Raw genomic sequence first — 25409 nt, forward strand, 5'->3', positions numbered from 1 at the left:
TGGAACTCAGATTATGTCCGCGCTGATTCGCTTACTCGCCAGTTTTATCGCCCTGATGATGGCCATGGGCATCGGGCGCTTCGCGCTGACTCCGCAAATGCCGCACTTGCTCAGCGAAGGTCAGATCGACCTGACCGCAGCGGGCCTGATTGCCGCCGCCAATTACCTTGGCTACTTCGTCGGCGCGCTGGATGCGATGTTCTCGCGCAGACCGGCGCAAGTCCGTCAGCGCTTGCTGGGAGGGTTGTGGCTCTGTGTGTTGCTGACCCTGGCGTCGTTCTGGGCCAACGGGTTTTGGTCGCATCTGCTGTTGCGCTTTGGCACCGGCGTGGCCAGCGCCTGGGTGTTGGTGATGATCACCGCATTGAGCCAGCCATTGGCGGTAGCGGCTGGTCGTCCACGGTTGGGCGCGCTGGTATTTGCCGGACCGGGCCTGGGGATTTTTCTCACGGGTTTACTGGCCTTGGGTTCGAACCTGTTGGGGCAGACCTCCGCGACGTTGTGGCTGGTGTATGCCGGCGTAGCGCTGGCGATGCTGCTGGGGATTCTGCCGTTTTTGCCACAACCCGCGGCGACGCTGGCGGCCGCTCCCATCGCGGTCTCGTCGGATAATCAGGGCATCGCTCGAATGAGTGTGATCTATGGCTTGTACGGTCTGGGCTACATCATCCCCGCCACGTTCCTATCACAAATGGCCAACGCGCAGTTTCACGGGCATTGGCAGGCCGACCTGTTCTGGCCGTGCTTCGGCTTGGCGTCGGCTGTCGGCGTGGTGCTGGTGAGCCTGCGTCGACAGTCCCTGAATGGCACACGCCATTGGCTGATGATCACCTTGTGGCTGCAAGCCGCCGGGGTCTTCGCCTGCCTGTTGGGGAGCGGTACGGGGTTGGCGCTGGGGGTGATGCTGTGCGGCACGCCGTTTCTGGCCTGCATGCAATTGGTGATGCAACGTTCCCGCGAACTGGCGCCCCACGCCACCCAGCGCAACGCCGGGTTGCTGACCGCGTGCTTCGCCGCGGGTCAGCTCGCCGGGCCGTTGCTGGCCGCCCTGAGCAGCCATTTCAGTGGCGGTTTGCAGCCCGCCTTGATCATTGCCGGGAGCGGATTGCTCATCGCCGGCAGCCTGTTGCTGCGCCCGGTCAGGACTGCCCGAGGGCTTTGCGCAAACGACGGCGAACCCACTGTTCAGCGCTGACGAACGTGATGCCAAGCAACACCAGCACGGCGCCGATGACAAAGTTGAGGCTCAGTTCTTCACCCAGCAACACCACCCCGAACGTGACGCCGAACAGCGGCGTCATGAACGAAAACACCGCCAGGTTCGCCGCCAGATAACGACGCAACAGCCAGAACCAGGTCAGGTAACTGAAGAACGACACCACCAATCCCTGGAACAGCACGCTGGTCACTGCCACCGCGGTCAGGCTGACGTGAGTGACCTGGCCGCTGAGGATCGCGATCAGCATCAGACCGACGAAACCGACGATCAGTTGATAGAACAACGTGAGTGTCACCGGCGCTTCCGACAGGCGCGAAGCGCGCACCACCACTGTGGTTGCGCCCCAGGCGGCACCGGCCAGTACGCCCAGCGCATCGCCCATCAACATGCGGTGATCGAGGTTATCCCAGGACACGCCACCGGCAAACGCGATGGCGATCCCGACGAAAGCGAGGAAAATTCCCAGCCACTGCAAAGGCCTTAAACGCTCACTCGGCAGTAACCAATGCACGCCCAACGCGGTGAAAATCGGCGCGGTGTAGAGGAACACCGACATGTGCGCCGCCGTGGTCAGTTGTAAGCCTTCGGAGATGAAGAAGAACTCCAGACCAAACAGCGCACCGGCCAACAAGCCGCCGCGCCACGTGACGCCGACCTGATCCCAGCCACCCTTCCAGCAGATCAGCAATCCGACGAGCAATGCGGAAATGCCCGACCGCCCCACCGCCTGCATGACCGGTGCGATGTCGGGCGCCGCCCACTTGATTATCACCTGCTGTACGCCCCAGATCAGACACAACCCGATCATCACTTGCAGGGCAAATCCGTCGGCGCTACGCCGGCTGGCGCTCATCGTGACACCTCGACAACACAATCCATGGCAGAAACTCGGCAGAATAAAAACAAAGCCCGGCACAGGGGCCGGGGCTTTTTATCACAGTCCAGCCCGATGCAATCGCGTTACAGGGGGCCGATGCGAGGTCAGCTTAGTTCAATGCGATCCGCGTGAATGACGATCTGGCCATTCTTGTACAGCGCACCGATGGCCTTCTTGAAGTTGCCTTTGCTGACGCCAAACATACTGGTGATCACTGTCGGATCACTCTTGTCGCTGACCGGCAGGGTGCCGTTGTTTTCACGCAACTTGGCGAGGATTTTCGAGTTGAGGCTGGTGGCCGCTTCTTCGCCTACGGGTTGCAGGCTCAGGCTGATCTTGCCGTCGGCGCGGACTTCCTTGATAAAGCCTTTCTCTTCTTTACCGGCCCGCATGAACTTGAAGACCTCGTTCTTGTGGATCAAGCCCCAGTGCTTGTTGTTGATGATTGCCTTGAAGCCCATGTCGGTCGCTTCGGCCACCAGCAAATCCACTTCCTGGCCAGGGGTATAGCTGGCCGGGGTCTTGTCCAGGTAGCGATCCAGGCGCGCGGTCGCGGTGATACGACGGGTATGCTTGTCGAGGTAGACATGCACCACCACATACTCACCGGCGGTCATTTGGCGTTTTTCTTCGGAGTATGGCAGCAGCAGGTCCTTCGGCAGACCCCAATCCAGGAAAACGCCGATGCTGTTGACTTCAACGACTTTCAAACTGGCGAATTCACCGACCTGAACTTTCGGCTTTTCGGTAGTTGCGATGAGTTTGTCATCGCTGTCCAGATAAATAAAAACGTTGAGCCAGTCTTCATCTTCGCTGGGAATATCTTTGGGGATATAACGATTAGGCAAAAGGATTTCGCCATCCGCCCCACCGTCCAGATATAAACCGAAGTTAGTGTGTTTAACCACTTGCAAACTGTTGTAACGCCCGACTAAAGCCATTTCAAATACCCTCATTACGTGGGCGGCATTCTACCCGGTTTTGCGGACGACGTTCGCTGGCCGGCCCGGTGGTGGAAGAAAATACTCTGCGAACCTTGATTTTCCTGGGCGTTGCCTCCGAGTACCTCGCCACTCGTCAGCCCGACGAGGTGAGATTTTCACCTGCCAGCCCATTCATGCGCGGGCTCTTTTCGTCAACGTTCTTATTTAAAACAGCGAGTTAGAGACCTATTTCAGATAATGATCCGAGATAAATTACAGCCCAGCGATGTGTATTTTGAGGGGATATTAGCCAAGCAATTGTCAAGTATTTCCTGTACGATGCCTGGCCAAGTTAATTTCTACAGGTTAATGGCCGCCATGCGTGTAAAAGCATCCAACAGCAAAGCAAAGCCAGCTCCAGCCGTTGAAACCAGCGAATCGATCAACAACCAGATCGCTGCGTTCCTCAAGTCCGGTGGTGAAATCCAGCAAATTGCCAAAGGCGTCAGCGGCCAGACGTTCGGCCCGTCCAAGCAGATCACTTTGGGCAAGAAGTAACACTCCCCCTAAGATCCGCCGCGTCAACTGGTCCATAAGCGCTTTGAGCTTCGAAGCGCTTGGACTGGAACCCTCCCGCAACACCCCTCCAAACCCATCAATATTTCAAAAATCGACGAACGGCCCTCAATGCCGAGCATTCGCCGGTATGCTTGCACACGTCTAGAACAAGCGTTTCAGCAGGTTTTCGATTCCTGCTCCTCGCTGTCAATGGAGTGACGCATGCTCAAACCCTCTCTCATAGTGCTCTGTACGTTGCTGGCATGTCCGGTTGCCAACGCGCAAATTTTCCAGCGCGAACTGGGCGACTTCGACCTCAAGCTCGGCACCACGCCCAGCCGCAGCATGGCCCAGGGGCTGGTCAAGCCGTCCAGCACCGGTTCATTCCATGGCGGCCTCGACCTGACCCACGACAGCGGCGTCTACGTCGGCCAATGGGCCCCGAGCATGGGACTGAGTCCGGGCAAGAACCTTGAAGTGGATTCCTACCTGGGGTTTAAACAACCCTTCGATCAAACCCTCGGGTACGAAGTAGGAATGATCCACTACAGCTATCCGAAAGTGGACACCCTCGACAGCCAGCAACTCTTCGGCGGCCTGACCCTGCTCGGCAGTCGCTTTGGCGCCGCCTTCAGCAATGACCCCGACAAACTGAACCGGACACTGTTTGCCGACCTCGGCGGCAATCAACCGTTCGGCATCGGGATCAGCATGAAGTACACCACCCACCAGCTCTACACACCGGCGTCGGTCGACAGTGGGTATATCGGCAGTTTTACCGATTGGTCGGTGCAACTTTCCCGGCCGTTCATGGGCATCGATCTGGACCTGATCTACAGTGATTCAAGCCTCAGTGGCAGCAACTGCTCGGCCTATTCCGGCCACAACAGCCAATGCGACGGGCTGGTCACCCTCAAGGCTGAACACACGTTTTATTGAACAGCTGAACTGCCGGGTTCATCCTGCGTTCACATGAGAACCTACGCTTAGCAAGGATCCGCCCATGTCGCGCTGGCTCATTCGTTTCGCCGCTCTGCTCATCCTGAGCCTTGCCCTCGGCGCGTGCAGTCGAGTGGGCCTGGCCTACCGCAACCTCGACGTGATCATTCCGTGGACGCTCAACGACTATGTGGACATGAGCGGCGAGCAGAAAGGCTGGTTCAACGAACGTCTCAAGGAACACCTGGACTGGCATTGCACCACGCAACTGCCGGGCTACATGGATTGGCTGGACCGCTTGCAAACCATGGTCAAAACCAACCAGGTCACCGACGCCGCGCTGCAAGCCCGCACGCGGGAAGCCAAAGAAGCCATCGCCCAGACCGCCCGGGAAATCACCCCGTCGGCGGTCGAGTTATTACAGGGGCTGGATGACAAACAAGTCGCGGAAATGAATGATGCCTTCGCCAAGGACCTGCGCAAACGGCAGGAGGAATACCTCAAACCGTCCCTCGATCAGCAGATCAAGCAACGTGCCGAACGCATGGAGAAACGTCTGGATGACTGGCTTGGCCCGCTGAGCCCCACCCAACAACAACGGGTGGTCACCTGGTCAAAGGCCCTGGGTGACCAGAACTCGCAATGGATCGCCAACCGCGCGCACTGGCAGACGCAATTCAGCGCAGCTGTTGCCCAGCGCCATAGTCCGGATTTCCCACAGAGAATCGAGACACTTCTGGTCAATCGCGAGAGTTTGTGGACACCTGCCTATCGCCAGGCCTACGCCAACACCGAGGCTCAGGCCCGGGGGTTAATCGTGGATTTGATGGCCGAAAGCACGCCGGTTCAGCGTCAGCGGTTGTTGAAGAAAATCGAAGGGGTGCGCAAAGATTTCAATGACCTCAAATGCCTAAAGGCCGCCAAACAAAGCTAAGCCACACACATTTCCCCTGTGGGAGCGAGCCTGCTCGCGATTGCGGTACACCAGTTACATCATTGTTAACTGTTAACCGCAATCGCGAGCAGGCTCGCTCCCACTATGTTATGCGCGATGTTCAGGCAATCTGCGCTCTCGACGCCACTTCATCAAACGTCACTTCATCGAGCGCATCCACTTGCTCATCCAACACCTGCCGCGGATGGTCGTTGCCCGGAATGCTGCTGTCGATCAGGCTCAATAAACTGGAGCCGCGCAGCGTCAAAATGTAATTCGAGCCGGTACCGCCCTGCTCCTCAGGCCGAGGCTCGATGTAACCACGTACCAGCAGTAACTTTTCGTACTCGCCGGCCACTGCTTTCAGGTGATCGAGGTTTTCCGTCTGCTCGCCTTCCGCCGTTTTCTCCGCCACGTATTGCTCGGCATAGGGCCGTGGCGTGAAGCTGCTGGCACCGTTTTGCACCTCGTGCAGCAAGCGTTCGATCAAATCCCAGTTATAAGTGGTCATCCTGTTTCAACCTCCAGAACGCATGATTGAGAGGGCCTTCTTGGGTTGTGACCGAAACCGGGCGCAGCCGTTCAGCCGAAGTTTTGGGCAGCACCGACCGGCGGTATGTCGAATCTGGCGTAGGCCAAACGACTAGGCTGTGTAAGTCACCTCTCAGCCTCCCGCAGGAGCAATGCGAATGAACATTCAGAATCATCCCGTGGTGTCCCGCGAAGAATGGCTCGTCGCGCGCAAGCAACATCTGGCCCACGAAAAAGCCTTCACCAAGGAACGAGATAAACTCAGCGCCGAACGCCGCGCCCTGCCCTGGGTGAAAATCGACAAGGACTACCACTTTCAAGGGCCCCACGGCGAACTGAAACTCGCCGACCTGTTTGGCGGCCGCAGTCAACTGCTGATCTACCACTTCATGTTCGCCGCCGGATGGGACGAAGGATGCCCAGGCTGCTCGTTCCTGTCCGACCACATCGACGGCGCCAACCAACACCTGGCGCACCATGACATCGCTGTCGTGGCGGTTTCCCACGCACCGTTCGCCGAATTCCAGGCCTTCAAGCGTCGCATGGGCTGGAAATTCGACTGGGTGTCGTCAGAAGGCTGCGATTTCAACTACGACTTTGGCGTCACAGCCCGAGCCGAAGACGTCGCCGCCGGCAAAGCCACTTACAACTACGAAAAATCCGACGGCGCCGAAGAAGAACTCCCCGGCTTCAGCGTGTTTTATCGCAACGAAGCTGGCGACATCTTCCACACCTATTCCACTTACGCCCGAGGTCTGGACCTGTTGGTCGGCGCCTACAACTACCTCGATCTCACGCCCAAGGGCCGTAATGAAGAAGAAATCATGGAATGGGTGCGGCATCACGATCGTTATGAAGAAAAAGCCGCCGCTAGCTGCTGCCATGGGGGCTAGCCTCATAGACCAAGTCGCGGCCATCGCCCCCTCAACGAACCAGACTCCAAGGTCCAGACAATGAACGTCACCCTGCAAACCCTACCACCAGCCCGCGTCGCCTACCTGCGCTACACCGGCCCCTACGGCCCGGAAATCGGCACCTTCTGGCGCGAAACCGTCTCCCCGTGGATGATCGAAAATAACCTGCTCAACCGCGTGCGCTACGGCATCGGCCACGACGACCCGAGCACCACACCACCGCAATTCTGCCGCTACGACGCCTGCGTCGAAGTGCCCGCCGACTTCGAACCCGAATACCCCTTCGCCGCCACTAATCTGCCCGGCGGCCGCTACGCCGTCGCCCATTTCAAAGGCACGGGTAGCGAAATTCCTGCGGCTTGGGGTGAACTGTGCGGGCAGTGGATGCCGCAAAGCGGTTTGGCCTACGACCAGCGTCCGGGGTTCGAACGCTATCCGGTGGAGGCTTCCTACGACGAGAACACCGGCGTGATGGAAATGGACATGTGCATCGCCATCAAAGACCAGTAATACCTCCGGGCAACAACTCTGAACTTTTCCCGGGCTTCAACCCTCAACCGATTAACCCGCCTTAACCGGACCTGAGGCTCACCTATGAAAACCCTGCTGAAACTCACCCTCGTCACCACCCTCGCCTGCGCCCTCCCCGTTTGGGCCTGCACCCCCGAGGAAGCCACCGCCAAGCGCGAGCAACTGGCCCAGGAAGTGGCCAAGCTCACCGAGCAGAATCCGGTCAAAGCCAAAGAAATAAACGCCGAGTTGCAAAAGATGGACCTGGGCACAGCCAGCAAGGACTTGCCGGACAAGTGCCAGTTGATTGATCAGCGTTTGAAAGAGTTACAGACGGCGGACAAGAAAGCCGAAAGCTGATCAACCAACAAATCCCGCGCATAAAAAAACCGGACATCTGTCCGGTTTTTTTGGGTCACGACAACGGCTTATTCAGCAGCCGGCGCTTCCGGCTTGCGGCGCTTGAGCGGCGCCATGCCGTCTTTGCTGACCAGCGACAGGGCGTCGGTCTTCGGGCGGTTGGCGATTTTGCGCTTGGTCGGTGCCTTGGCGCCGGTTTTCTTCTTGTCGCCTTTGGCGTCGACCTTTTTCTTCTTCACGCCAACGGCTTTGCCTGAGGCCTTGACCTTTTTCGGTCCGCCGTAGGTGCCTTTGACTTCCTTGATGGTGCGGCGCTCGAAGCTCTGCTTGAGGTAGCGCTCGATGCTCGACATCAGGTTCCAGTCGCCGTGGCAGATCAGCGAGATTGCCAGGCCTTCGTTGCCGGCACGGCCGGTACGACCGATACGGTGAACGTATTCGTCGCCGCTGCGCGGCATGTCGAAGTTGATCACCAGGTCCAGGCCATCCACGTCCAGGCCGCGGGCGGCGACGTCGGTGGCGACGAGGATTTTCACGCCGCCCTGCTTCAGGCGGTCGATGGCGAGCTTGCGATCCTTCTGGTCTTTGTCGCCGTGCAACACGAACGCTTTGTATTCCTGCGCCACCAGACGGCCGTAGATGCGGTCGGCCATGGCCCGGGTGTTGGTGAACACGATGGCCTTCTGATAGGTCTCGTTGGCCAGCAACCAGTTGAGGATCTGCTCTTTATGCACGTTGTGGTCAGCGGTGATGATCTGCTGACGGGTGGTCGCGTTCAGGTCGCTGACGTTGTTGACCTGCAGGTGCTCAGGGTTGTTCAACACCTTGGCCACCATGTCGCGCAGGCCCGAACCACCGGTGGTGGCGGAGAACAGCATGGTCTGCTGGCGGTTGGTGCACTCGGCCACCAGACGCTGCACGTCATCGGCAAAGCCCATGTCGAGCATGCGGTCGGCTTCGTCGAGGACCAGCACTTCAACTTCTTTGAGGTCGAGGTTGCCGGCGTTCAGTTGCTCGATCATCCGGCCCGGCGTACCGATCAGGATGTCCGGCACCTTGCGCAACATGGCGGCCTGGACCTTGAAGTCTTCACCGCCGGTGATCAGGCCGGACTTGATGAACGTGAACTGGGCGAAGCGCTCGACTTCCTTGATGGTCTGCTGAGCCAGCTCGCGGGTCGGCAGCAGGATCAGGGTCTTGATGCTGACGCGGACTTTAGCCGGGCCGATCAGACGGTTGAGGATCGGCAAAACGAAGGCAGCGGTTTTGCCGCTACCGGTTTGCGCAGTCACCCGCAGGTCACGCCCTTGGAGCGCCAGCGGAATAGCCGCTGCTTGCACAGGCGTTGGCTCGACAAATTTAAGCTCGGCCACGGCTTTGAGCAGGCGTTCGTGCAGGGCGAATTGGGAAAACACGGGTGCTACCTCGAAGAAATACAAAAAAACAGCTGCATAGGGTAACGGTTTCGAGCGCTAAGGCCGAGTTTCTTTGTGAAAACGACGGTAAACAGTGGCTTTTTGTTGCCTGATTTGTCTTCAAACGTCATCCAAACCCTCTTAAATGCTCTAATCGCCCGATCGCGTCCTTCAGGAGAATCGTTTTAGCCCATGGATATCAAACAGCTCTGGCTCAACGTCCAGGACCTCTGGGGTGCCCTCGATCAGCACCCGCTCGTGCATTCAAGCCTGACGCTGATGCTGTTATTGGTCATTGCGCTGGTCGTCGGACGAGTGGCGCGTTACCTCATTCTTCACGCGACCAAAATGCTCGGGCGCCAACCGGCGCTGCACTGGATCAATGACTTTCGGCACAACAAGGTCTTTCATCGCCTGGCCCAGATGACACCGTCGCTGGTGATCCAGTTCGGCTTGCACCTGGTGCCGGAGCTGAGCAAGACCAGCCTGAATTTCCTTGGCAATGTCGCGCTGGCGTTCACCCTTCTGTTCCTGCTGCTGGCGTTCAGCGCCCTGCTCAGCGCCTTGCTGGACATCTACGCGCGCACCGAACACGCCCGTACCCGCTCGATCAAGGGGTACGTGCAACTGACGAAAATGGTGTTGTACGTGCTGGGTGCGATCGTCATCGTATCCACCCTGATCGACCGTTCGCCGCTGTTGCTGCTTTCGGGGCTGGGTGCCATGTCGGCGGTGATCATATTGGTCTACAAGGACACCCTGCTGTCGTTCGTGGCCAGCGTGCAACTGACCAGCAATGACATGCTGCGGGTGGGCGACTGGATCGAGATGCCGCAAGTCGGCGCTGACGGTGACGTGGTCGACATCACGTTGCATACGGTGAAAGTGCAGAACTTCGATAAAACCATCGTCTCGATCCCGACCTGGCGCTTGATGTCCGAGTCGTTCAAGAACTGGCGTGGCATGCAGCAATCCGGTGGTCGACGGATCAAGCGCAGCCTGTTCATCGACGCCAGCGGCGTGCGTTTCATCCGCGATGACGAAGAGCAGAAGTTGTCGCAGGTGCATTTGCTGACCGATTACATCGGTCGCAAACAGGCTGAACTCAAAGCCTGGAACGAAGCGCAGGGCAATGTAGCCTCCATGTCCGCCAACCGTCGTCGGATGACCAACATTGGGACCTTCCGGGCTTATGCATTGGCGTATCTGAAAAGTCACCCCGAGATTCAACCCGGCATGACCTGCATGGTCCGCCAGATGCAGACCACCGCGCAGGGCATTCCGCTGGAAATCTACTGCTTCACCAGCACCACGGCGTGGGCGGATTACGAGCGAATTCAGGGGGATATTTTCGATTACTTGCTGGCGGTGCTGCCGGAGTTTGGGTTGGGTCTTTACCAGCAGCCGAGTGGTGGGGATTTACGGGCCGGGTTGTTGCCGGCGATGCTGGGCGCAAGCCACATTCCCGACGCCGAAAAACACATCATGTAACACCCAACCCCCCTGTACGAGCGGGCTTGCCCGCGAAAGCAGAGTGTCAGTCAACGAATCTATTGACTGACACTACGCCTTCGCGGGCAAGCCCGCTCCTACATGGGTTTGCATCTTTTCCGAGATTTGCGCGTTACTTGACCTGGCGCTGCGGCGCCTTGTGCACCATGGTGTAAGCGTAATCCACGCCCATGCCATACGCGCCGCTGTGTTCCAGCACCAATTCCATCACCGCTTCGTAGGTGTCCTTGTGTGCCCAGTCACGTTGGTACTCAAGCAGAACCTGTTGCCAGGTCACCGGCACCGCACCCGCCTGAATCATCCGCTGCACCGACATGTCGTGCGCTTCCTTGGTGGTGCCGCCAGAGGCGTCAGTGACGATGTACACCTCGTAACCTTCAGCCAGGGCTTCCAGGGCCGGGAAGGTCAGGCAGACCTCGGTCCACAGCGCGGCAATGATCAGTTTTTTGCGGCCGGTGGCTTTTACCGCGTCAACCAGCGCCTTGTCCTCCCACGAGTTCATCGAGGTGCGCTCGATCGGCTTTTGCTCCGGGTGAACCGCCAGCAGCTCGGGCCAGATGTAACCGCTGAAGCTTTCGGTTTCCACCGAGGTGTAGATGGTCGGCACGTTGAAGATCTTCGCGGCCTTGGCCAGGCCTACCGTGTTGTTTTTCAGCGTTTGACGGTCGATCGACTGCACACCGAACGCCATTTGAGGCTGGTGGTCGATCAGGATCAGGGCGGAATTGGTTGGGTTGAGCAGTTCACGGATAGACATGGCGCGTTCCTTTTGATGTCGATTTTCAAAGTGAGTAATGGGTGAGTCGACGTTGCCTTCAGCGGCGTTGTCGTCGGCTTGGATGTCACTTTAGGGGCTGGTATAGAAAGGGACAATTCCCTAAAATCGAGAATCATTGATTCTAAAACAGGGACAATCATGGATCGCATTGAATGCATGCGCGCCTTTGTCGTCACGGTCGGCGAGAACGGCTTCGCCGCCGCTGCACGGGCAATGGATGTGCCGCGATCAAAAGTCAGCAAACAGATTCAGGCGCTGGAGGACGCGATCGGCGTGCAATTGCTGCAGCGCACCACCCGCAGCCTGCACCTGACCGAGGCAGGTGCCGAATACTTCGATGCTGCGCGCGAAGTTTTGGCCTCGCTGGACGAGGCCGAACAGCGAGCGCGTAACGGCATCGGCGAATTGCGCGGGGTGTTACGGGTCAATGCGCCGATGTCCTTTGGCTTGCGCCGCCTTGGGCCATTGATCCCGCTGTTTCATGAGCAGCACCCGAACATCGAGTTGCAACTGGTGCTCAGCGACCAGCAGGTTGACCCGGTGCGCGGTGGTTTCGACGTGACCATCCGCATCGCCAGCCTGCCGGACTCGACGATGATTGCCCGGCAACTGGCACCGGCACCGCGAATCATGGTGGCGTCCCCGGCGTATCTGGCGCGCGCCGGCATACCGCAGACCCCGCAAGACTTGCGCGCGCACCAGTGCCTCAATTACGGGTACCTGCAAAGCGGCGTCAGCCTGCAGTTGTGCAACGGCCAGGAAACCCAGCGGGTCAACGTGACCGGCCCCTTGCACGCCAACAATGGCGACTTGCTCGCTCAGGCCGCCGAAGCCGGGATGGGCATCGCCCTGCTGCCTGACTTCATTGTCGAGGATGCGCTGGCGGCAGGCCGCCTGGTGCCAGTAATGTGCGAATGGCAGGCGCCCGTGATCACCATTAACGCGGTGTACCCTTCGGCACGACGGGTCCCGCAGAAGACCCGCACTTTTATTGAGTTTTTGGTGGCGCAGTTGGCAGAGAAGTAACGCACATCCCTTGTAGGAGTGAGCTCACTCCCACAAGGTAAGGTGTCTATTGCCCGAAGAGTCGGCGCACCTGATCCGCGTCGGCGCTGCCGTTGTGTTCAAGCGCGAGGAAATACTTCAGCTGCCATTGCTGCGTCCTGATCGCCTGTTTTGCGACAGGTCTGGCCCACGGCGGATAGACGCGAATCGCGCGCTTGCCACCGACACCGTCAATCGACATGACCCCTTTGGCGGCCAGTATTTTCTGATCGAACACAAAATGTCCGCGGTGCGTGTCATCAGCAACGCTCACCACCACAAAAGCGACGCCATCGCCGGTGTCGAACGGTGCAATCTCGCTGGTCGACGTCGGCCGCTTCCATAGCGTAACGAACTGGCCAATCTTGGTCGGCGTGGTTTTCGCCACACGGAAGACCACAACCTGGTCATCGAGGCCAAGGCGGCAAGCTTCGTACTCGGCACTCTGCGGCTCGCGCTGAGCCTCGTGCGTCAAAGTCATGCCTGCTGGTTTGTACATTTGCTCGATGGCGGCGACCAGTTCGTGTGGAAGGTTATCGCTGTGCTTGAGGAATGGCACTGATCGGATCATAAGTTATTAAGAACCCATTTTTGAACTGCCGCGGTGTCATTTATATCGCCATCAAAAACAAATTGCGGATCATAACTTTGATTATTTCCCCGCACGCGCCCCCTCCATAACTTTAACGGCATCCAGAACTGCGCACCACTTGGCAGTGTTTGAGAGCCTATATCCATATAAACTGTATCGCCGCTCGTTGACGCCCCTAAGTGGACAACCCCCGGAATGGCAAGAACGACGTCCGCAAAGTCTAGACAGGCACTCGCGCAAAATGAGTCAGTTACCAATGCAAGCTTACCTTTGAAACCTTGAGCATTGAATCCTCTCGAACCCTCTTGATCGACCGAGGAAGTGCTCGGCTGTCGCAACCAGTCTTTTTTCTCGTGAAGCGCTAGTTCCATCGACTTGGATAAGCTGAAAACAAACTTATAAGCCTCACTATTTTTTCCATAGTCGCTTTCCATAGTAGTTAAAGCTTGATCGAGCGTTGAAAGTGCAAATGGAGAAACTCGCCACATCGCATACGCAGATGACTCATCCAAGCTTTTTACCAATTGCGAGCCCAACAGAGCAGAAAGTATTTCAGCGCCAACCAAACTGTTACCACCGCGATTGCCTCGTGTATCAAGCACAACCAGCTTGGCATCATCGATACGCTTGATGACGTCGAGCATTTTATCGAGGGAAGCATTCTCGGCTGCTGATGGCATGAAATTGGATACATGTATCCAATATTGCCCGTCCCCCAAATCCTTGAGAGTTTGTGGCGGTTGAGGCTGGTGTAGAAAAGCGTCCAACTGCCCCCGATCTTCTTGCCACAATAAAGTAAAGTTTTGTCTTGCCCCATTGGGGAGAACAACCAAGCAGCTTTTGGATAAAACCCTCTCCAGCACCGGATAGTTGGCATCATCGACCGTTAGCTGCTTAGCTAAATGTAACCAAGTCGATTTTAGTTCAAGTCTCCGATCAATATAAGGAGATAGTTCACTCTCCAGTATCTCGCGGACTGACTTGTTATCACACGATATAACCCTGGAACCCATCGGCGGTAACGGCACAGGCCAATTTTTAGCGACGTTTTTTACAACGAAACTCTGCCCCTGCCCATCCAAAATAAAACCTGCCCAGGAAGAACCTCCTTGATCAGGTTGATTCAGCCCTACGTGCCCATCCTTGAAACCCGCAATGTAAAAATTCAGCACGGCTTGAGAGTCTTTCCTTGAGTTGACACGTTCGGACAGCTGACTTGCTTGCAAATAACCCCGTTCAACCCAGTGTGTAAAAGTCTCATTACTGCTATCAATAGCGCCTGGATGAGAACTAACTATCAGTTGTCGCATGACAGAAAGATCATTGATGGTTAGATTTTTCCAATTTTTTGCGTCTGATGGCACTTCGGCTTCAACGTCCGGCCCCGTCAAGCCAGCACACAGACAGACAGCCAACACTATTTTTTTGTACGCAATTTTCATGCGGGCATTCCCTTAGCTCACTTCTCCATGGCTGACCAGCTGAACCTCTTCCGCTTCAGCTGCAGTAGCGCCTACACGAGGTTGACTGCGCGCCTGATACCCAACCGACTGATCCACACCGCCATCAAAATCACCGATCCACCGAGGAACAACCGCCCCAACTCCTCATGCTGATTCCAGATCAACAGATTGATCAGCAAGCCCACGGGCACATGCAGGTTGTTCATCACCGCCAACGTCCCACCGTTTACCAGGCAGGCGCCTTTGTTCCACCAATACAAACCGAGCGCGGTCGAGACCAGGCCGAGGAACACCAGCACGCCCCATTGCAGAGGCGCTTCGGGCAGGAAGTTCTGTTTGCCAAACAGCAGAAACGCCGGCAAGGCCACCGCTAATGCACCCAGATAGAAGTAACCGAATCGGCGGTAGTGCGGCAGATCGCTCGGATGGCGCGCCACCAGGTGTTTGTACAACACCTGCCCGGCCGCGTAGGTGAAGTTGGCCAGTTGCAGCAGCAGGAACCCCATGAAGAAATCCGGGTTGATCCGGTCGTAACGAATCACCGCTGCCCCCATCACCGCCACCACCGCCGCAATCAATGCCCACGGATTGAAGCGCCGGTTCAGCGCATCTTCGATCAAGGTCACGTGCAGCGGCGTGAGGATGGTGAACAGCAACACCTCCGGGACTGTCAGCACCCGAAAGCTCAGGTACAGGCAGACGTAGGTCACGCCGAACTGCAACGCGCCGATCAACAGCATGCCGCGCATGAACGCAGGCTCCACCGAACGCCAGCGCGTCAGCGGAATGAACACCAGCCCCGCCAGCACCACGCGCACCAGTACCGCGAAATAACTGTCGACGTGACCCGCCAGGTATTCGCCGATCAAACTGAAGGAAAACGCCTGGATCAGCGTGACAAAAAGTAGATAGCCCATGCTCGCCTCGTTTTGAATGGCGGCGACGATAGCGGGTTTTTCCCATCACTGCGAATCGTCAGGCGACACACACCCCTGTAGGAGCTGAGCTTGCTCGCGATAGCGGAGTACCAGCCGACATCCATGTTGAATGTGGCACCCCCATCGCGAGCAAGCTCAGCTCCTACAGGGTTATGTGCGTGCCCATCAAATTACGGGCAAAAAAAACCCGATCTCGCTAAGCGTTCAATCGGGCAACAGCACTCAGAGCAATAAGTGCAAAGGGAGGTTCGATGCGCGTAAAGCCTTGAAGGGGTTGCGCCAGGTCACTTGAACATCAAGGGATTATCTGGCGATTAAAGCCTCATGCCACTTGGGAAAGCTTGGCGTTGGCCTGGTTCAGGCCCTTCTCGTGGAAGTCGCCGCCCAGGTTCATGCCTTCGGCGTGAATGAAGGTCACGTCGTGAATGCCGATGAAAGCCATGACCTGACGCAGGTACGGTTCCTGGTGATCCGCGGTGCTGCCAGCGTAGATCCCGCCGCGAGCGGTCAACACGTAGGCACGCTTGCCGCTGAGCAAACCATGCGGGCCGGTGTCGGTGTATTTGAAGGTCACGCCCGCACGCAGCACATGGTCGAGCCAGGCTTTAAGCGTGCTGGGGATGGCGAAGTTGTACATCGGTGCAGCCATGACCAGCACGTCGGCGGCCAGCAGCTCATCGGTCAACTGGTTGGAGCGCTCCAGCGAAGCCTGTTCGAGGTCACTGCGTTGCTCGGCAGGTTTCATCCAGCCGCCCAGCAGGTTGATGTCCAGGTGCGGCACCGGCTTGACGGCCAGGTCTCGCACAGTGATCTGGTCGGCCGGATGAGCAGTTTTCCACTGGCTGATGAAGGTCTGGGTCAGTTGGCGGGAAACCGAGTCTTGCTGACGGGCGCTGCTTTCGATGATCAGAACGCGTGACATGGGATGTAGGCTCCATCTGAGAATGCTGTAAGGCGATGGAGTGAAGGTTAAACAGAGTCATATCGATGAAAAAGCGCAAATAACTGCTATAACCAATCAATTAATTCGTTTATAAGCTGAGCATACCTTGTGGGAGCGGGCTTGCTCGCGAAGGCGCAGTGTCAGTCGATACTAATGTTGTCTGATACACCGCCTTCGCGAGCAAGCCCGCTCCTACAGGGGATTGAATTCATTTCGGCGTGCAGGTCAGCTCGATACGCAGCTTGATAATGCTGCGGGTGAACTTGGCTGTGGCGTCTTTGTGTTTTCCGGCGGGCACATCGATCTTGCGAGTACGCGGTGCTTCCGGGCCATTGCTGAAAACCGCTTTGCAACTCGCATCAACGTCGCCGTAGTTAGCCACCCGGATGGAGCCCATGTCGTTATCGGTGTCGTAGGTGATGTAGTCGATCTTCATGCCGTTGAGGCTTTTCTGCACATCAATCGGATAAGCAAACGCCGTCAGCGGCAGCATCGCCAGCAGCACACAACAAAGCTTTTTCATTCAGCAGTCTCCATAAAGGGCTGCCAGCTTAGGACAAGAGGAGCCATTCATGAAAGCGCCCCGCGTGACCCTTGATCAATGGCGAACGTTGCAGGCCGTGGTCGACCACGGTGGTTTCGCCCAGGCCGCCGAAGCGCTGCACCGCTCGCAATCGTCGGTGAGCTACACCGTGGCACGCATGCAGGACCAACTCGGGGTGCCGCTGTTGCGCATCGACGGACGTAAAGCCGTGTTGACCGAAGCCGGTGGCGTGTTGCTGCGTCGCTCGCGACAACTGGTGAAACAGGCCAGTCAGCTGGAAGACCTGGCCCATCACATGGAGCAAGGTTGGGAAGCCGAAGTGCGGCTGGTGGTCGACGCTGCATACCCGAGCGCCCGCCTCGTCCGCGCCTTGACCGCGTTCATGCCGCAAAGCCGTGGCTGCCGGGTTCGTCTGCGCGAAGAGGTGCTGTCGGGGGTGGAGGAAGTCCTGCTCGAAGGCGTGGCCGACCTGGCAATCACCGGTTTGAGCATTCCAGGCTATTTGGGCGCGGAATTGAGCGATGTCGAATTCGTCGCAGTCGCCCACCCCGAACATGCGCTGCACCGCCTCAACCGTGAGCTGAATTTCCAGGACCTGGAAAGCCAGATGCAAGTGGTGATCCGCGACTCCGGGCGGCAGCAGCCGCGCGATGTCGGCTGGCTCGGTGCCGAACAGCGCTGGACCGTCGGCAGCCTGGCCACCGCCGCGACGTTTGTCAGCAGCGGCCTGGGGTTCGCCTGGCTGCCCAGGCACATGATTGAACGGGAACTCAAAGAAGGTACGCTCAAGCTGCTACCGTTGGATCAGGGCGGCAGTCGTAACCCGAGTTTCTACCTGTATTCAAACAAGGACAAACCCTTGGGACCTGCGACGCAGATTCTCATCGAACTGCTGCGCACCTTCGACACCGCACCACTGGACGCGCCTTTTGCTGCGCCTGAACAAGCCTGACAAGGAGTGAATGCATGGCCTATTTCGAACACGAAGGTTGCAACCTGCACTACGAGGAATACGGCCATGGCACGCCGTTGCTGCTGGTCCATGGCTTAGGGTCCAGCACGCTGGACTGGGAAATGCAGATTCCGGCACTGTCCGCGCGCTACCGGGTGATCGTCCCGGATGTGCGCGGCCACGGTCGTTCCGACAAACCCCGTGAGCGATACAGCATCGCCGGCTTCAGCGCCGACGTGGTCGCGCTGATCGAGTATTTGAACCTCGGCCCGGTGCATTACGTGGGGCTTTCAATGGGCGGCATGATCGGCTTTCAACTGGCCGTGGACCAACCGAAATTGCTCAAAAGCCTGACCATCGTCAACAGCGCGCCACAGGTCAAATTGCGCAGTCGCGACGATTATTGGCAGTGGTTCAAACGCTGGAGCCTGATGCGTGTCCTCAGCTTGGGCACTATCGGCAAGGCGCTCGGCGGCAAGCTGTTCCCGAATCCGGATCAGGCTGACTTGCGTCAGAAGATGGCCGAGCGCTGGGCAAAAAACGACAAACATGCTTATCTCGCCAGTTTCGATGCCATCGTTGGCTGGGGGGTTCAGGAACGACTTTCGAAGGTCGCCTGTCCAACCCTCATCGTCAGTGCAGACCGTGATTACACGCCGGTGGCGCTGAAGGAAACCTATGTAAAACTGCTGCCCGATGCGCGGTTGGTGGTGATCGCGGATTCACGCCACGCCACCCCGCTGGACCAACCCGAACGCTTCAACCAAACACTGCTCGAGTTTCTTACCGCAGTCGACACCACTCCAATCAGGATCACTGACCCATGCTGAAAAAAATCGCCCTCGTCGCCGGTTCCGTTCTGTTTGCCGCCAACCTGATGGCCGCCACGCCAGCCAAGGCACCGCACGTGTTGCTGGATACCACCAACGGCCAGATCGAAATCGAGCTGGACCCGGTCAAGGCGCCGATAAGTACCAAGAACTTTCTTGATTACGTGAACAGCGGCTTCTACAACAACACGATTTTCCACCGTGTGATCCCGGGCTTCATGGTCCAGGGCGGCGGCTTCACCCAACAAATGGAACAAAAAGTAACCAAGGACGCGATCAAAAACGAACACAAGAACGGCCTGGTCAACGTTCGTGGCACCTTGTCTATGGCACGCACTTCGGCACCTGATTCGGCCACCAGCCAGTTCTTCATCAACGTCAAGGACAACGATTTCCTCGACAACGGTGATGGTTATGCCGTGTTCGGTAAAGTCGTGAAAGGCATGGACGTGGTGGACGTCATCGTCAACTCGCCAACCACTATGCGCGGCGGTATGAAAGACGTGCCCGCCGATCCTGTGTTCATCAAGTCGGCCAAAGTCATCGACTAAGCTTCACAGGAAGTCTTGAGCGGCTGCCGGCCTGCGGCGCCGCTCACACTGTTCAAAGGAGAGCCCGTGCGCGGGCGGAGAACTGATGCTTTATCGCCGTTTTGAAAAACTGATCGACATATTCCGCGACGCACCGACGGCAGCCCCTCCGGATCGGGTTTTCCCTTTCTATACCTATTACCTGAAGCAGGTCTGGCCGAGTTTCGTCGCCCTGCTGATCGTCGGCCTGTTTGGTGCGCTGATCGAAGTGGCGCTGTTCAGCTACCTGAGCCGCATCATCGACCTCGCCCAGGGCACACCCAACGTCAATTTCTTCAAGGAACACGGCATCGAACTGGCCTGGATGGCGGTGGTGGCGCTGATCCTGCGCCCGGTGTTCGTCGGCCTGCATGACCTGTTGGTGCACCAGACCCTGAGCCCCAGCATGACCAGCATGATCCGCTGGCAGAACCACAGTTACGTGCTCAAACAGAGCCTCAATTTCTTCCAGAACGACTTCGCCGGGCGCATCGCCCAGCGCATCATGCAGACCGGCAACTCGTTGCGCGATTCGGCGGTGCAAGCAGTGGACGCGCTGTGGCACGTACTGATCTACGCGATCAGTTCGCTGGTGTTGTTTGCCGAAGCCGACTGGCGCCTGATGATCCCGCTGCTGAGCTGGATCGCTGCTTACATGGGTGCGCTCTACTACTTCGTGCCACGGGTCAAAGAGCGTTCGGTGGTGTCTTCCGATGCGCGTTCCAAACTGATGGGGCGGATCGTCGACGGCTACACCAACATCACCACGCTGAAGCTGTTCGCCCACACCAATTTCGAACAGCAGTATGCCAAGGAGGCCATCGAAGAACAGACGGTCAAGGCGCAACTGGCCGGCCGTGTGGTCACCAGCATGGACGTGGTCATCACCAGCATGAACGGGTTGCTGATCGTCACCACCACCGGCCTGGCCCTATGGCTGTGGACGCAGTCGCTGATCACCGTGGGCGCGATTGCCCTGGCCACGGGCCTGGTGATCCGCATCGTCAACATGTCCGGCTGGATCATGTGGGTGGTGACCGGCATCTTCGAAAACATCGGCATGGTTCAGGACGGCTTGCAGACCATCTCTCAACCGGTCAGCGTGATGGATCGAGACGAGGCCAAACCACTGGCCGTCGCCCGCGGCGAAGTGCGTTTTGAGCATGTGGATTTCCACTACGGCAAAAAGAGCGGGATCATCGGCGACCTCAATCTCAACATCAAAGCGGGTGAAAAGATCGGCTTGATTGGTCCGTCCGGCGCCGGCAAATCAACCTTGGTCAACCTGCTGCTGCGCCTGTATGACGTGGAGGGAGGGCGCATCCTCATCGACGGCCAGAACATCGCTGAAGTCGGCCAGGAGAGCCTGCGCGAGCGTATCGGCATGATCACTCAGGACACGTCGCTGCTGCACCGCTCGATCCGCGACAACTTGTTGTATGGCAAACCCGACGCCACCGACGCCGAACTCTGGGACGCGGTGCACAAGGCCCGCGCCGACGAGTTCATCCCGTTGCTCTCGGATGCCGAAGGTCGCACTGGTTTTGACGCGCATGTGGGTGAGCGTGGGGTGAAACTGTCTGGCGGTCAGCGTCAGCGGATAGCGATTGCCCGCGTGCTGCTCAAGGATGCGCCGATCCTGATCATGGACGAGGCGACGTCGGCCCTCGATTCGGAAGTGGAAGCGGCAATCCAGGAAAGCCTGGAAACCCTGATGCAGGGCAAAACCGTGATCGCCATCGCCCACCGTCTCTCGACCATTGCCCGGATGGACCGCCTGGTGGTGCTGGAAAACGGCAAGATCGCCGAAACCGGCACCCACGCCGAACTGCTGGCCCATGGCGGGTTGTATGCACGGTTGTGGCAGCACCAGACCGGGGGATTTGTCGGAATCGATTAATTCAAAATCACCCCTATCCCCTCGCTCCCACAGGGGATCGTCGAAATACAAAAAACCGCCTCAGCCTCTCAACCACGGGCTCTGGCGGTTTTTTATGGCACTGGAATTTAAAAAAAAGCCTGCTGTACTCAGCCAAGGTTCTGGAGGTGGTTCTGCAGTCCATCTGCTGGATGCGAAAGGCATTAAAACTCCGAAAGGACACGTTCTCATGTCTCTATTCAAACGTTCAGCGACAGAGTTGGTAGGTACGTTCTGGCTGGTGTTGGGGGGTTGTGGCAGTGCGGTGCTGGCCGCCGCCTTCCCGGATGTAGGAATCGGTTTACTGGGGGTGGCCCTGGCGTTTGGCTTGACGGTGCTGACCATGGCGTTCGCTATCGGCCATATCTCCGGTTGTCACCTCAACCCGGCGGTGTCGCTGGGGCTGGTGGTCGGCGGACGGTTCCCGGCCAAGGAGCTGCCGGCTTACTTCATTGCGCAGGTGATTGGCGGGGTGATTGCAGCCGCGTTGCTGTACTTCATTGCCAGCGGCAAGCCCGGTTTCGACCTGGCCGGCGGCCTGGCCTCCAACGGCTATGGCGAGCACTCCCCCGGCGGCTATTCCATGGTGGCAGGGTTTGTTTGCGAGCTGGTGATGACGGCGATGTTCATCCTGATCATCCTCGGCGCCACCGACAAACGCGCCCCTGCAGGACTGGCCCCCATCGCCATCGGCCTGGGGCTGACCCTGATTCACCTGATCTCGATACCGGTCACCAATACCTCGGTCAACCCGGCACGCAGCACCGGCCCGGCACTGATCGTCGGTGGTTGGGCCATTCAACAGCTGTGGATGTTCTGGGTCGCACCGCTGCTGGGTGCGGTGATCGGCGGCATAACCTATCGCTGGCTGGGCAAAGAAGACACTTAACGACTCGGACGAGGATCAGTCTTGCCGGTAAGGCAAGGCGGTCTTCGCCTCCTGCGCATACGCCAGCACCCCAACGCGCTCTTGCTGCAGGAAGTCTTTGACCGCCGCTTTAAGACCCGCGTGACGCAGGTAATGCCAGGAATGGGTGATCACCGGTTCAAACCCGCGAATCAATTTGTGCTCGCCTTGGGCTCCGGCGTCGAAACGTTGAAAGCCATTGGCAATCGCATAATCCATGCCCTGATAGAAACAGGTCTCGAAGTGCAGTCGATCAAACTCCGCCAGACAGCCCCAGTAACGGCCGTAAAAACTGTCGCCGCCCACCAGACTGAAGGCCATGGCCACCGGTCGTGAGCCTTGTTTGGCCAGCACCACACGAATCGACTCCGGCATGCGTTCGGCCAACAGGCTGAAAAATTCGCGCGTCAAATAAGGCCGTTGGCGACGTACCGCGTAGGTATTGGCGTAGCAGGCGTAGACAAAATCCCACTGCACCTGATCCAGCTGCCGACCTTCAAGCCATTCGAAATCAATGCCCTGCCCCGCTACTTGCTCGCGCTCTTTGCGCATCTGCTTGCGTTTGCGTGAACTCAGGACGTCGAGGAAATCCTGAAAGTCCCGATAGCCGCGATTCTGCCAGTGATACTGACAGCCAATTCGCTGCAACCAGCCAGGCTGTTCGGCCAGTGCCGCGTCGGTGAAGGGGTCGGTGAAGTTGATGTGCGCGCTGGAAAGCGCTTCGATCTCAAGGTAGCCCGGCAGGCTTTTGAGTAACTCGAAACCGTCCTCGACGCTGGCCGCCAGCAAGCGTGGCCCGCTGACGGGACTGAAGGGCACGGCGGTCAATAATTTGGGGTAATAGTCGATGCCTGCCCGCTCACAAGCATCCGCCCAGGCATGATCGAACACGTACTCGCCATAAGAATGCCACTTGCGGTAACTGGGCAGCGCGGCGATCAGCCGATCCCCCTCGATGTGCAACAAATGCTCGGGTTGCCAGCCGGAATGCGGGCCGACACTGCCACTGTCCTCCAGGGCACTGAGGAAGGCATGGCGCAGAAATGGCTGACGCTCAGGTACGAGCGCATCCCAGCTGCGCGGTGCTATTTCGGACAGTTTTTCCAAACGTTGCAGCGGCATCAACTTCCTCTCCACTTCTTTGACCAGGACCGTCAGCGCATTCGTGGTGTGGATGGATTGACCCCATCATCCGTTCGATACATCCGCGCGAGCCTGTTTCTTGCCCCCGCAATGAATCCCCTCTGCTACGGAATGTCCTTGCGACGTTCGGCAGCGAGACGTTCGGCCAGCGCATCGGCGTCCGGCACCGTTTCTTCAGGCATGGCGCGCAATGTCGCCTGCATCACCCGCATCTGACGAATGAAGCGCCGGCAATTAGGGCAGAACAACAGGTGATGACGCACCATCAGCCGCTCACGAAAACTCAACTGATCGTCAAGATAATCGCTGGAGCGTGCCACTTGTTCCTTGCAGGTCAGCATTCGCCGGTTTCCTCAAAATGCTCTACGGTCGCAAAGACCTTCAACCGTGCCCTGTGCAACAGCACGCGAACATTGGAGAGCGAGATTTCCAGAAGATTACAGATTTCTTCCAGCTCCAGCCCCTGACGCTCGCGCAATAACAATACGCTGCTTTGCAGTTCCGACAGACTGAGCAGCGTGCGTTCCAGGCATTCACGCAGCTCGTTTTCGGTCAGCAGCGCTTCCGGGGTGTCCTGGTGCCAGGCAAACGGCGCCACCAGCCAATGACCATCGCCCGGCGAGAAACGATCGTCATCGAGGGTGCCGTGGGGCGACGGAAGGTCATCAAGCAAAACCTCGCGGCGGTTTTGCTTGTAGCGACCTTTGGCCGAGTTGGCGGTAATGGTCAGCAACCAGGTCTTGAGACTCGAACGCCCCTCGAACCCTTTAAGATTGCGCACGACCGACAACCAGGCGTCCTGCACCACTTCGTCGGCATGCCGGTTGCCGACAATCGCATAGGCCACCGCACGCATGGCACTCTGGTAAGTGCTGACCAATTCCTTATAAGCCTTCTGCTCGCCCGCCAGCAGACGGTCGAGCAATCGGGTGTCGTCAGCGACAGCCATGAGTACCTCTCATCCGTGAGCTCAACGCTTGCGCAGAATCACGCTACCAATCGAATAACCGGCGCCAAACGAACTGAGCACGGCCAGCGAACCGGCGGCCAGATCATCCTGATTTTTGTGAAACGCAATCACCGAACCTGCGGAGCTGGTGTTGGCGTAGGTGTCGAGAATCACCGGTGCTTCTTCTTCGGTGGCCTCGCGACCCAGCAGTTTCTTGACGATCAGGTGGTTCATGCTGAGGTTGGCCTGGTGCAGCCAGAAGCGCTTCACGTCGCTGATGTTCAGCGCATTCTCTTCCAGGTGCGTCGCGATCAGTTCGGCAACCATAGGGCACACGTCGCGGAACACCTTGCGGCCTTCCTGCACGAACAGTTTGTCCTTGGCACCGATGCCCTCTTCCGCCGTGCGGTTGAGGAAGCCGAAGTTGTTGCGGATGTTGTTGGAGAACCTGGTCAGCAGCTTGGTGCTGACGATGTCGAATTGGTACTTGGACGTCGCCAGCTCCGCACGTTCGATGATCACGGCCGTGGCAGCGTCACCGAAGATGAAGTGGCTGTCGCGGTCGCGGAAGTTCAGGTGACCGGTGCAGACTTCCGGGTTGACCATCAAGATGGCCCGGGCCTGGCCCAGTTGCACGCTGTTGGCGGCCGCTTGAATGCCGAAGGTTGCCGAGGAGCAGGCAACGTTCATGTCGAAACCGAAACCCTGGATGCCCAGCGCTTCCTGGACTTCGATGGCGATGGCCGGGTAAGCGCGTTGCAGGTTGGAACAGGCGACGATCACGCCGTCGATGTCCGCGGCGGTCTTGCCGGCGCGCAGCAAGGCTTGTTCGGCCGCGCCGATAGCCATTTGGCAGAGTACCGACCATTCGTCGTTCGAACGCTCCGGCAAGCGCGGCGCCATGCGTTGAGGGTCGAGGATGCCTTCCTTGTCCATGACAAAGCGGCTTTTGATGCCGGAGGCTTTCTCGATGAACGCCGCGCTGGACTCGGTCAACGCTTCGACTTCGCCACGGGCGATGGCCTCGGCGTTGTCGGCGTTGAATTGAGCAACGTAGGCGTTGAAAGACTGCACCAGCTCTTCGTTGGAGATGCTGTTCGCCGGGGTGTACAGGCCAGTGCCGCTGATGACGACGTTATGCATGGTT

At 58.1% G+C, this 25409-nt stretch carries 27 protein-coding genes and 1 pseudogene; 14 read left to right on the forward strand and 14 right to left on the reverse strand.

Annotated features, from left to right (window positions below; all coding sequences use genetic code 11):
- The first annotated feature begins 13 nt into the window (after window positions 1-13).
- Window positions 14-1195, forward strand: coding sequence for an MFS transporter (locus ACA048_RS21550; RefSeq protein ID WP_497626193.1), 1182 nt, complete (start codon window positions 14-16; stop codon window positions 1193-1195).
- On the opposite strand, the gene ACA048_RS21555 is transcribed toward ACA048_RS21550, so the two are convergent.
- The gene (locus ACA048_RS21555; protein ID WP_497626194.1) at window positions 1140-2072 is read right to left on the reverse strand and encodes a DMT family transporter; all 933 of its coding nucleotides are present in this window, start codon (window positions 2070-2072) and stop codon (window positions 1140-1142) included. The genes ACA048_RS21550 and ACA048_RS21555 overlap by 56 nt on opposite strands.
- Before the next feature lie 128 nt (window positions 2073-2200).
- Window positions 2201-3037, reverse strand: a complete 837-nt coding sequence (locus ACA048_RS21560; RefSeq protein ID WP_497626195.1) for a CvfB family protein — start codon at window positions 3035-3037, stop codon at window positions 2201-2203.
- 351 nt (window positions 3038-3388) lie between these two features.
- Here ACA048_RS21560 and ACA048_RS21565 point away from each other — a divergent pair, with 351 nt between their 5' ends.
- From ACA048_RS21565 to ACA048_RS21575, 3 genes are all read left to right on the forward strand, one after another.
- Window positions 3389-3577 carry a PFL_1563 family small protein gene (locus tag ACA048_RS21565; protein ID WP_017337097.1) on the forward strand — a complete coding sequence of 63 codons (189 nt, stop codon included), beginning with the start codon at window positions 3389-3391 and terminating at the stop codon, window positions 3575-3577.
- Window positions 3578-3799: 222 nt separating this feature from the next.
- Window positions 3800-4516, forward strand: coding sequence for a TorF family putative porin (locus ACA048_RS21570; protein ID WP_497626196.1), 717 nt, complete (start codon window positions 3800-3802; stop codon window positions 4514-4516).
- Window positions 4517-4580: 64 nt separating this feature from the next.
- A complete protein-coding gene (locus ACA048_RS21575; protein ID WP_497626197.1) occupies window positions 4581-5450 on the forward strand; it encodes a DUF6279 family lipoprotein in 870 nt (289 codons plus the stop codon).
- A 121-nt stretch (window positions 5451-5571) separates the two neighbouring features.
- Here ACA048_RS21575 and ACA048_RS21580 read toward each other — a convergent pair whose 3' ends face one another.
- Window positions 5572-5961 carry a transcriptional regulator gene (locus ACA048_RS21580; RefSeq protein ID WP_497626198.1) on the reverse strand — a complete coding sequence of 130 codons (390 nt, stop codon included), beginning with the start codon at window positions 5959-5961 and terminating at the stop codon, window positions 5572-5574.
- Window positions 5962-6139: 178 nt separating this feature from the next.
- On the opposite strand from ACA048_RS21580, the gene ACA048_RS21585 reads away from it, so the two are divergent.
- From ACA048_RS21585 to ACA048_RS21595, 3 genes are all read left to right on the forward strand, one after another.
- Window positions 6140-6874, forward strand: a complete 735-nt coding sequence (locus ACA048_RS21585) for a DUF899 domain-containing protein (protein ID WP_497626199.1) — start codon at window positions 6140-6142, stop codon at window positions 6872-6874.
- 60 nt (window positions 6875-6934) lie between these two features.
- Window positions 6935-7405 carry an AraC family transcriptional regulator gene (locus ACA048_RS21590; protein WP_497626200.1) on the forward strand — a complete coding sequence of 157 codons (471 nt, stop codon included), beginning with the start codon at window positions 6935-6937 and terminating at the stop codon, window positions 7403-7405.
- Between the two features lie 84 nt (window positions 7406-7489).
- The gene (locus ACA048_RS21595; RefSeq protein ID WP_497626201.1) at window positions 7490-7765 is read left to right on the forward strand and encodes a hypothetical protein; all 276 of its coding nucleotides are present in this window, start codon (window positions 7490-7492) and stop codon (window positions 7763-7765) included.
- 68 nt (window positions 7766-7833) lie between these two features.
- On the opposite strand, the gene ACA048_RS21600 is transcribed toward ACA048_RS21595, so the two are convergent.
- Window positions 7834-9180, reverse strand: a complete 1347-nt coding sequence (locus ACA048_RS21600) for a DEAD/DEAH box helicase (RefSeq protein WP_027925824.1) — start codon at window positions 9178-9180, stop codon at window positions 7834-7836.
- Window positions 9181-9372: 192 nt separating this feature from the next.
- Between ACA048_RS21600 and ACA048_RS21605 the strand changes: the two genes are divergently transcribed.
- Window positions 9373-10671 (forward strand): mechanosensitive ion channel family protein, encoded by a 1299-nt coding sequence (locus ACA048_RS21605; protein ID WP_497626202.1) that lies wholly within the window; start codon window positions 9373-9375, stop codon window positions 10669-10671.
- A gap of 133 nt (window positions 10672-10804) precedes the next feature.
- Here the strand turns inward: ACA048_RS21605 and ACA048_RS21610 are convergent, their stop codons facing one another.
- Window positions 10805-11449 (reverse strand): hydrolase, encoded by a 645-nt coding sequence (locus ACA048_RS21610; protein ID WP_027925826.1) that lies wholly within the window; start codon window positions 11447-11449, stop codon window positions 10805-10807.
- Window positions 11450-11608: 159 nt separating this feature from the next.
- On the opposite strand from ACA048_RS21610, the gene ACA048_RS21615 reads away from it, so the two are divergent.
- Window positions 11609-12496, forward strand: coding sequence for a LysR family transcriptional regulator (locus ACA048_RS21615; RefSeq protein ID WP_497626203.1), 888 nt, complete (start codon window positions 11609-11611; stop codon window positions 12494-12496).
- Window positions 12497-12542: 46 nt separating this feature from the next.
- Here ACA048_RS21615 and ACA048_RS21620 read toward each other — a convergent pair whose 3' ends face one another.
- The 5 genes from ACA048_RS21620 to ACA048_RS21640 form a co-directional block, all read right to left on the reverse strand.
- Window positions 12543-13073, reverse strand: a complete 531-nt coding sequence (locus tag ACA048_RS21620) for a MepB family protein (RefSeq protein ID WP_497626204.1) — start codon at window positions 13071-13073, stop codon at window positions 12543-12545.
- Window positions 13074-13081: 8 nt separating this feature from the next.
- A complete protein-coding gene (locus tag ACA048_RS21625; RefSeq protein ID WP_497626205.1) occupies window positions 13082-14548 on the reverse strand; it encodes a S41 family peptidase in 1467 nt (488 codons plus the stop codon).
- Between the two features lie 71 nt (window positions 14549-14619).
- Window positions 14620-15486 (reverse strand): carboxylate/amino acid/amine transporter, encoded by an 867-nt coding sequence (locus ACA048_RS21630; RefSeq protein ID WP_497626206.1) that lies wholly within the window; start codon window positions 15484-15486, stop codon window positions 14620-14622.
- Between the two features lie 343 nt (window positions 15487-15829).
- On the reverse strand, window positions 15830-16429 hold the full coding sequence (locus ACA048_RS21635; protein WP_497626207.1) for an FMN-dependent NADH-azoreductase: 600 nt from the start codon (window positions 16427-16429) through the stop codon (window positions 15830-15832).
- A 229-nt stretch (window positions 16430-16658) separates the two neighbouring features.
- The gene (locus tag ACA048_RS21640) at window positions 16659-16973 is read right to left on the reverse strand and encodes a 3-phosphoglycerate kinase (protein WP_497626208.1); all 315 of its coding nucleotides are present in this window, start codon (window positions 16971-16973) and stop codon (window positions 16659-16661) included.
- 49 nt (window positions 16974-17022) lie between these two features.
- Between ACA048_RS21640 and ACA048_RS21645 the strand changes: the two genes are divergently transcribed.
- The 5 genes and pseudogenes from ACA048_RS21645 to aqpZ all read left to right on the forward strand — a co-directional run bounded on the left by ACA048_RS21645 (window position 17023) and on the right by aqpZ (window position 22152).
- Window positions 17023-17946, forward strand: coding sequence for a PA3225 family LysR-type transcriptional regulator (locus ACA048_RS21645; protein ID WP_046033335.1), 924 nt, complete (start codon window positions 17023-17025; stop codon window positions 17944-17946).
- 14 nt (window positions 17947-17960) lie between these two features.
- Window positions 17961-18766 (forward strand): annotated as a pseudogene (locus ACA048_RS21650) (alpha/beta fold hydrolase).
- Between the two features lie 3 nt (window positions 18767-18769).
- Complete coding sequence (locus tag ACA048_RS21655) at window positions 18770-19327, forward strand: peptidylprolyl isomerase (RefSeq protein ID WP_497626209.1); 558 nt, start codon at window positions 18770-18772, stop codon at window positions 19325-19327.
- A gap of 85 nt (window positions 19328-19412) precedes the next feature.
- Window positions 19413-21245, forward strand: coding sequence for an ABC transporter ATP-binding protein (locus tag ACA048_RS21660; protein WP_497626210.1), 1833 nt, complete (start codon window positions 19413-19415; stop codon window positions 21243-21245).
- 208 nt (window positions 21246-21453) lie between these two features.
- Complete coding sequence (aqpZ, locus tag ACA048_RS21665; protein ID WP_497626211.1) at window positions 21454-22152, forward strand: aquaporin Z; 699 nt, start codon at window positions 21454-21456, stop codon at window positions 22150-22152.
- Between the two features lie 15 nt (window positions 22153-22167).
- On the opposite strand, the gene ACA048_RS21670 is transcribed toward aqpZ, so the two are convergent.
- From ACA048_RS21670 to ACA048_RS21685, 4 genes are all read right to left on the reverse strand, one after another.
- Entirely contained in the window at window positions 22168-23292 is a 1125-nt protein-coding gene (locus ACA048_RS21670) for a GNAT family N-acetyltransferase (protein WP_497626212.1), read from the reverse strand.
- A gap of 125 nt (window positions 23293-23417) precedes the next feature.
- On the reverse strand, window positions 23418-23654 hold the full coding sequence (locus ACA048_RS21675; protein WP_497626213.1) for an anti-sigma factor family protein: 237 nt from the start codon (window positions 23652-23654) through the stop codon (window positions 23418-23420).
- Entirely contained in the window at window positions 23648-24262 is a 615-nt protein-coding gene (locus ACA048_RS21680) for an RNA polymerase sigma factor (protein ID WP_497626214.1), read from the reverse strand. The genes ACA048_RS21675 and ACA048_RS21680 overlap by 7 nt, the downstream gene beginning before the upstream one ends.
- Before the next feature lie 21 nt (window positions 24263-24283).
- Window positions 24284-25405, reverse strand: coding sequence for a beta-ketoacyl-ACP synthase III (locus tag ACA048_RS21685; protein ID WP_497626215.1), 1122 nt, complete (start codon window positions 25403-25405; stop codon window positions 24284-24286).
- Between the last annotated feature and the right edge of the window lie 4 nt (window positions 25406-25409).

The sequence above is a fragment of the Pseudomonas sp. LBUM1659 genome (assembly GCF_059716045.1).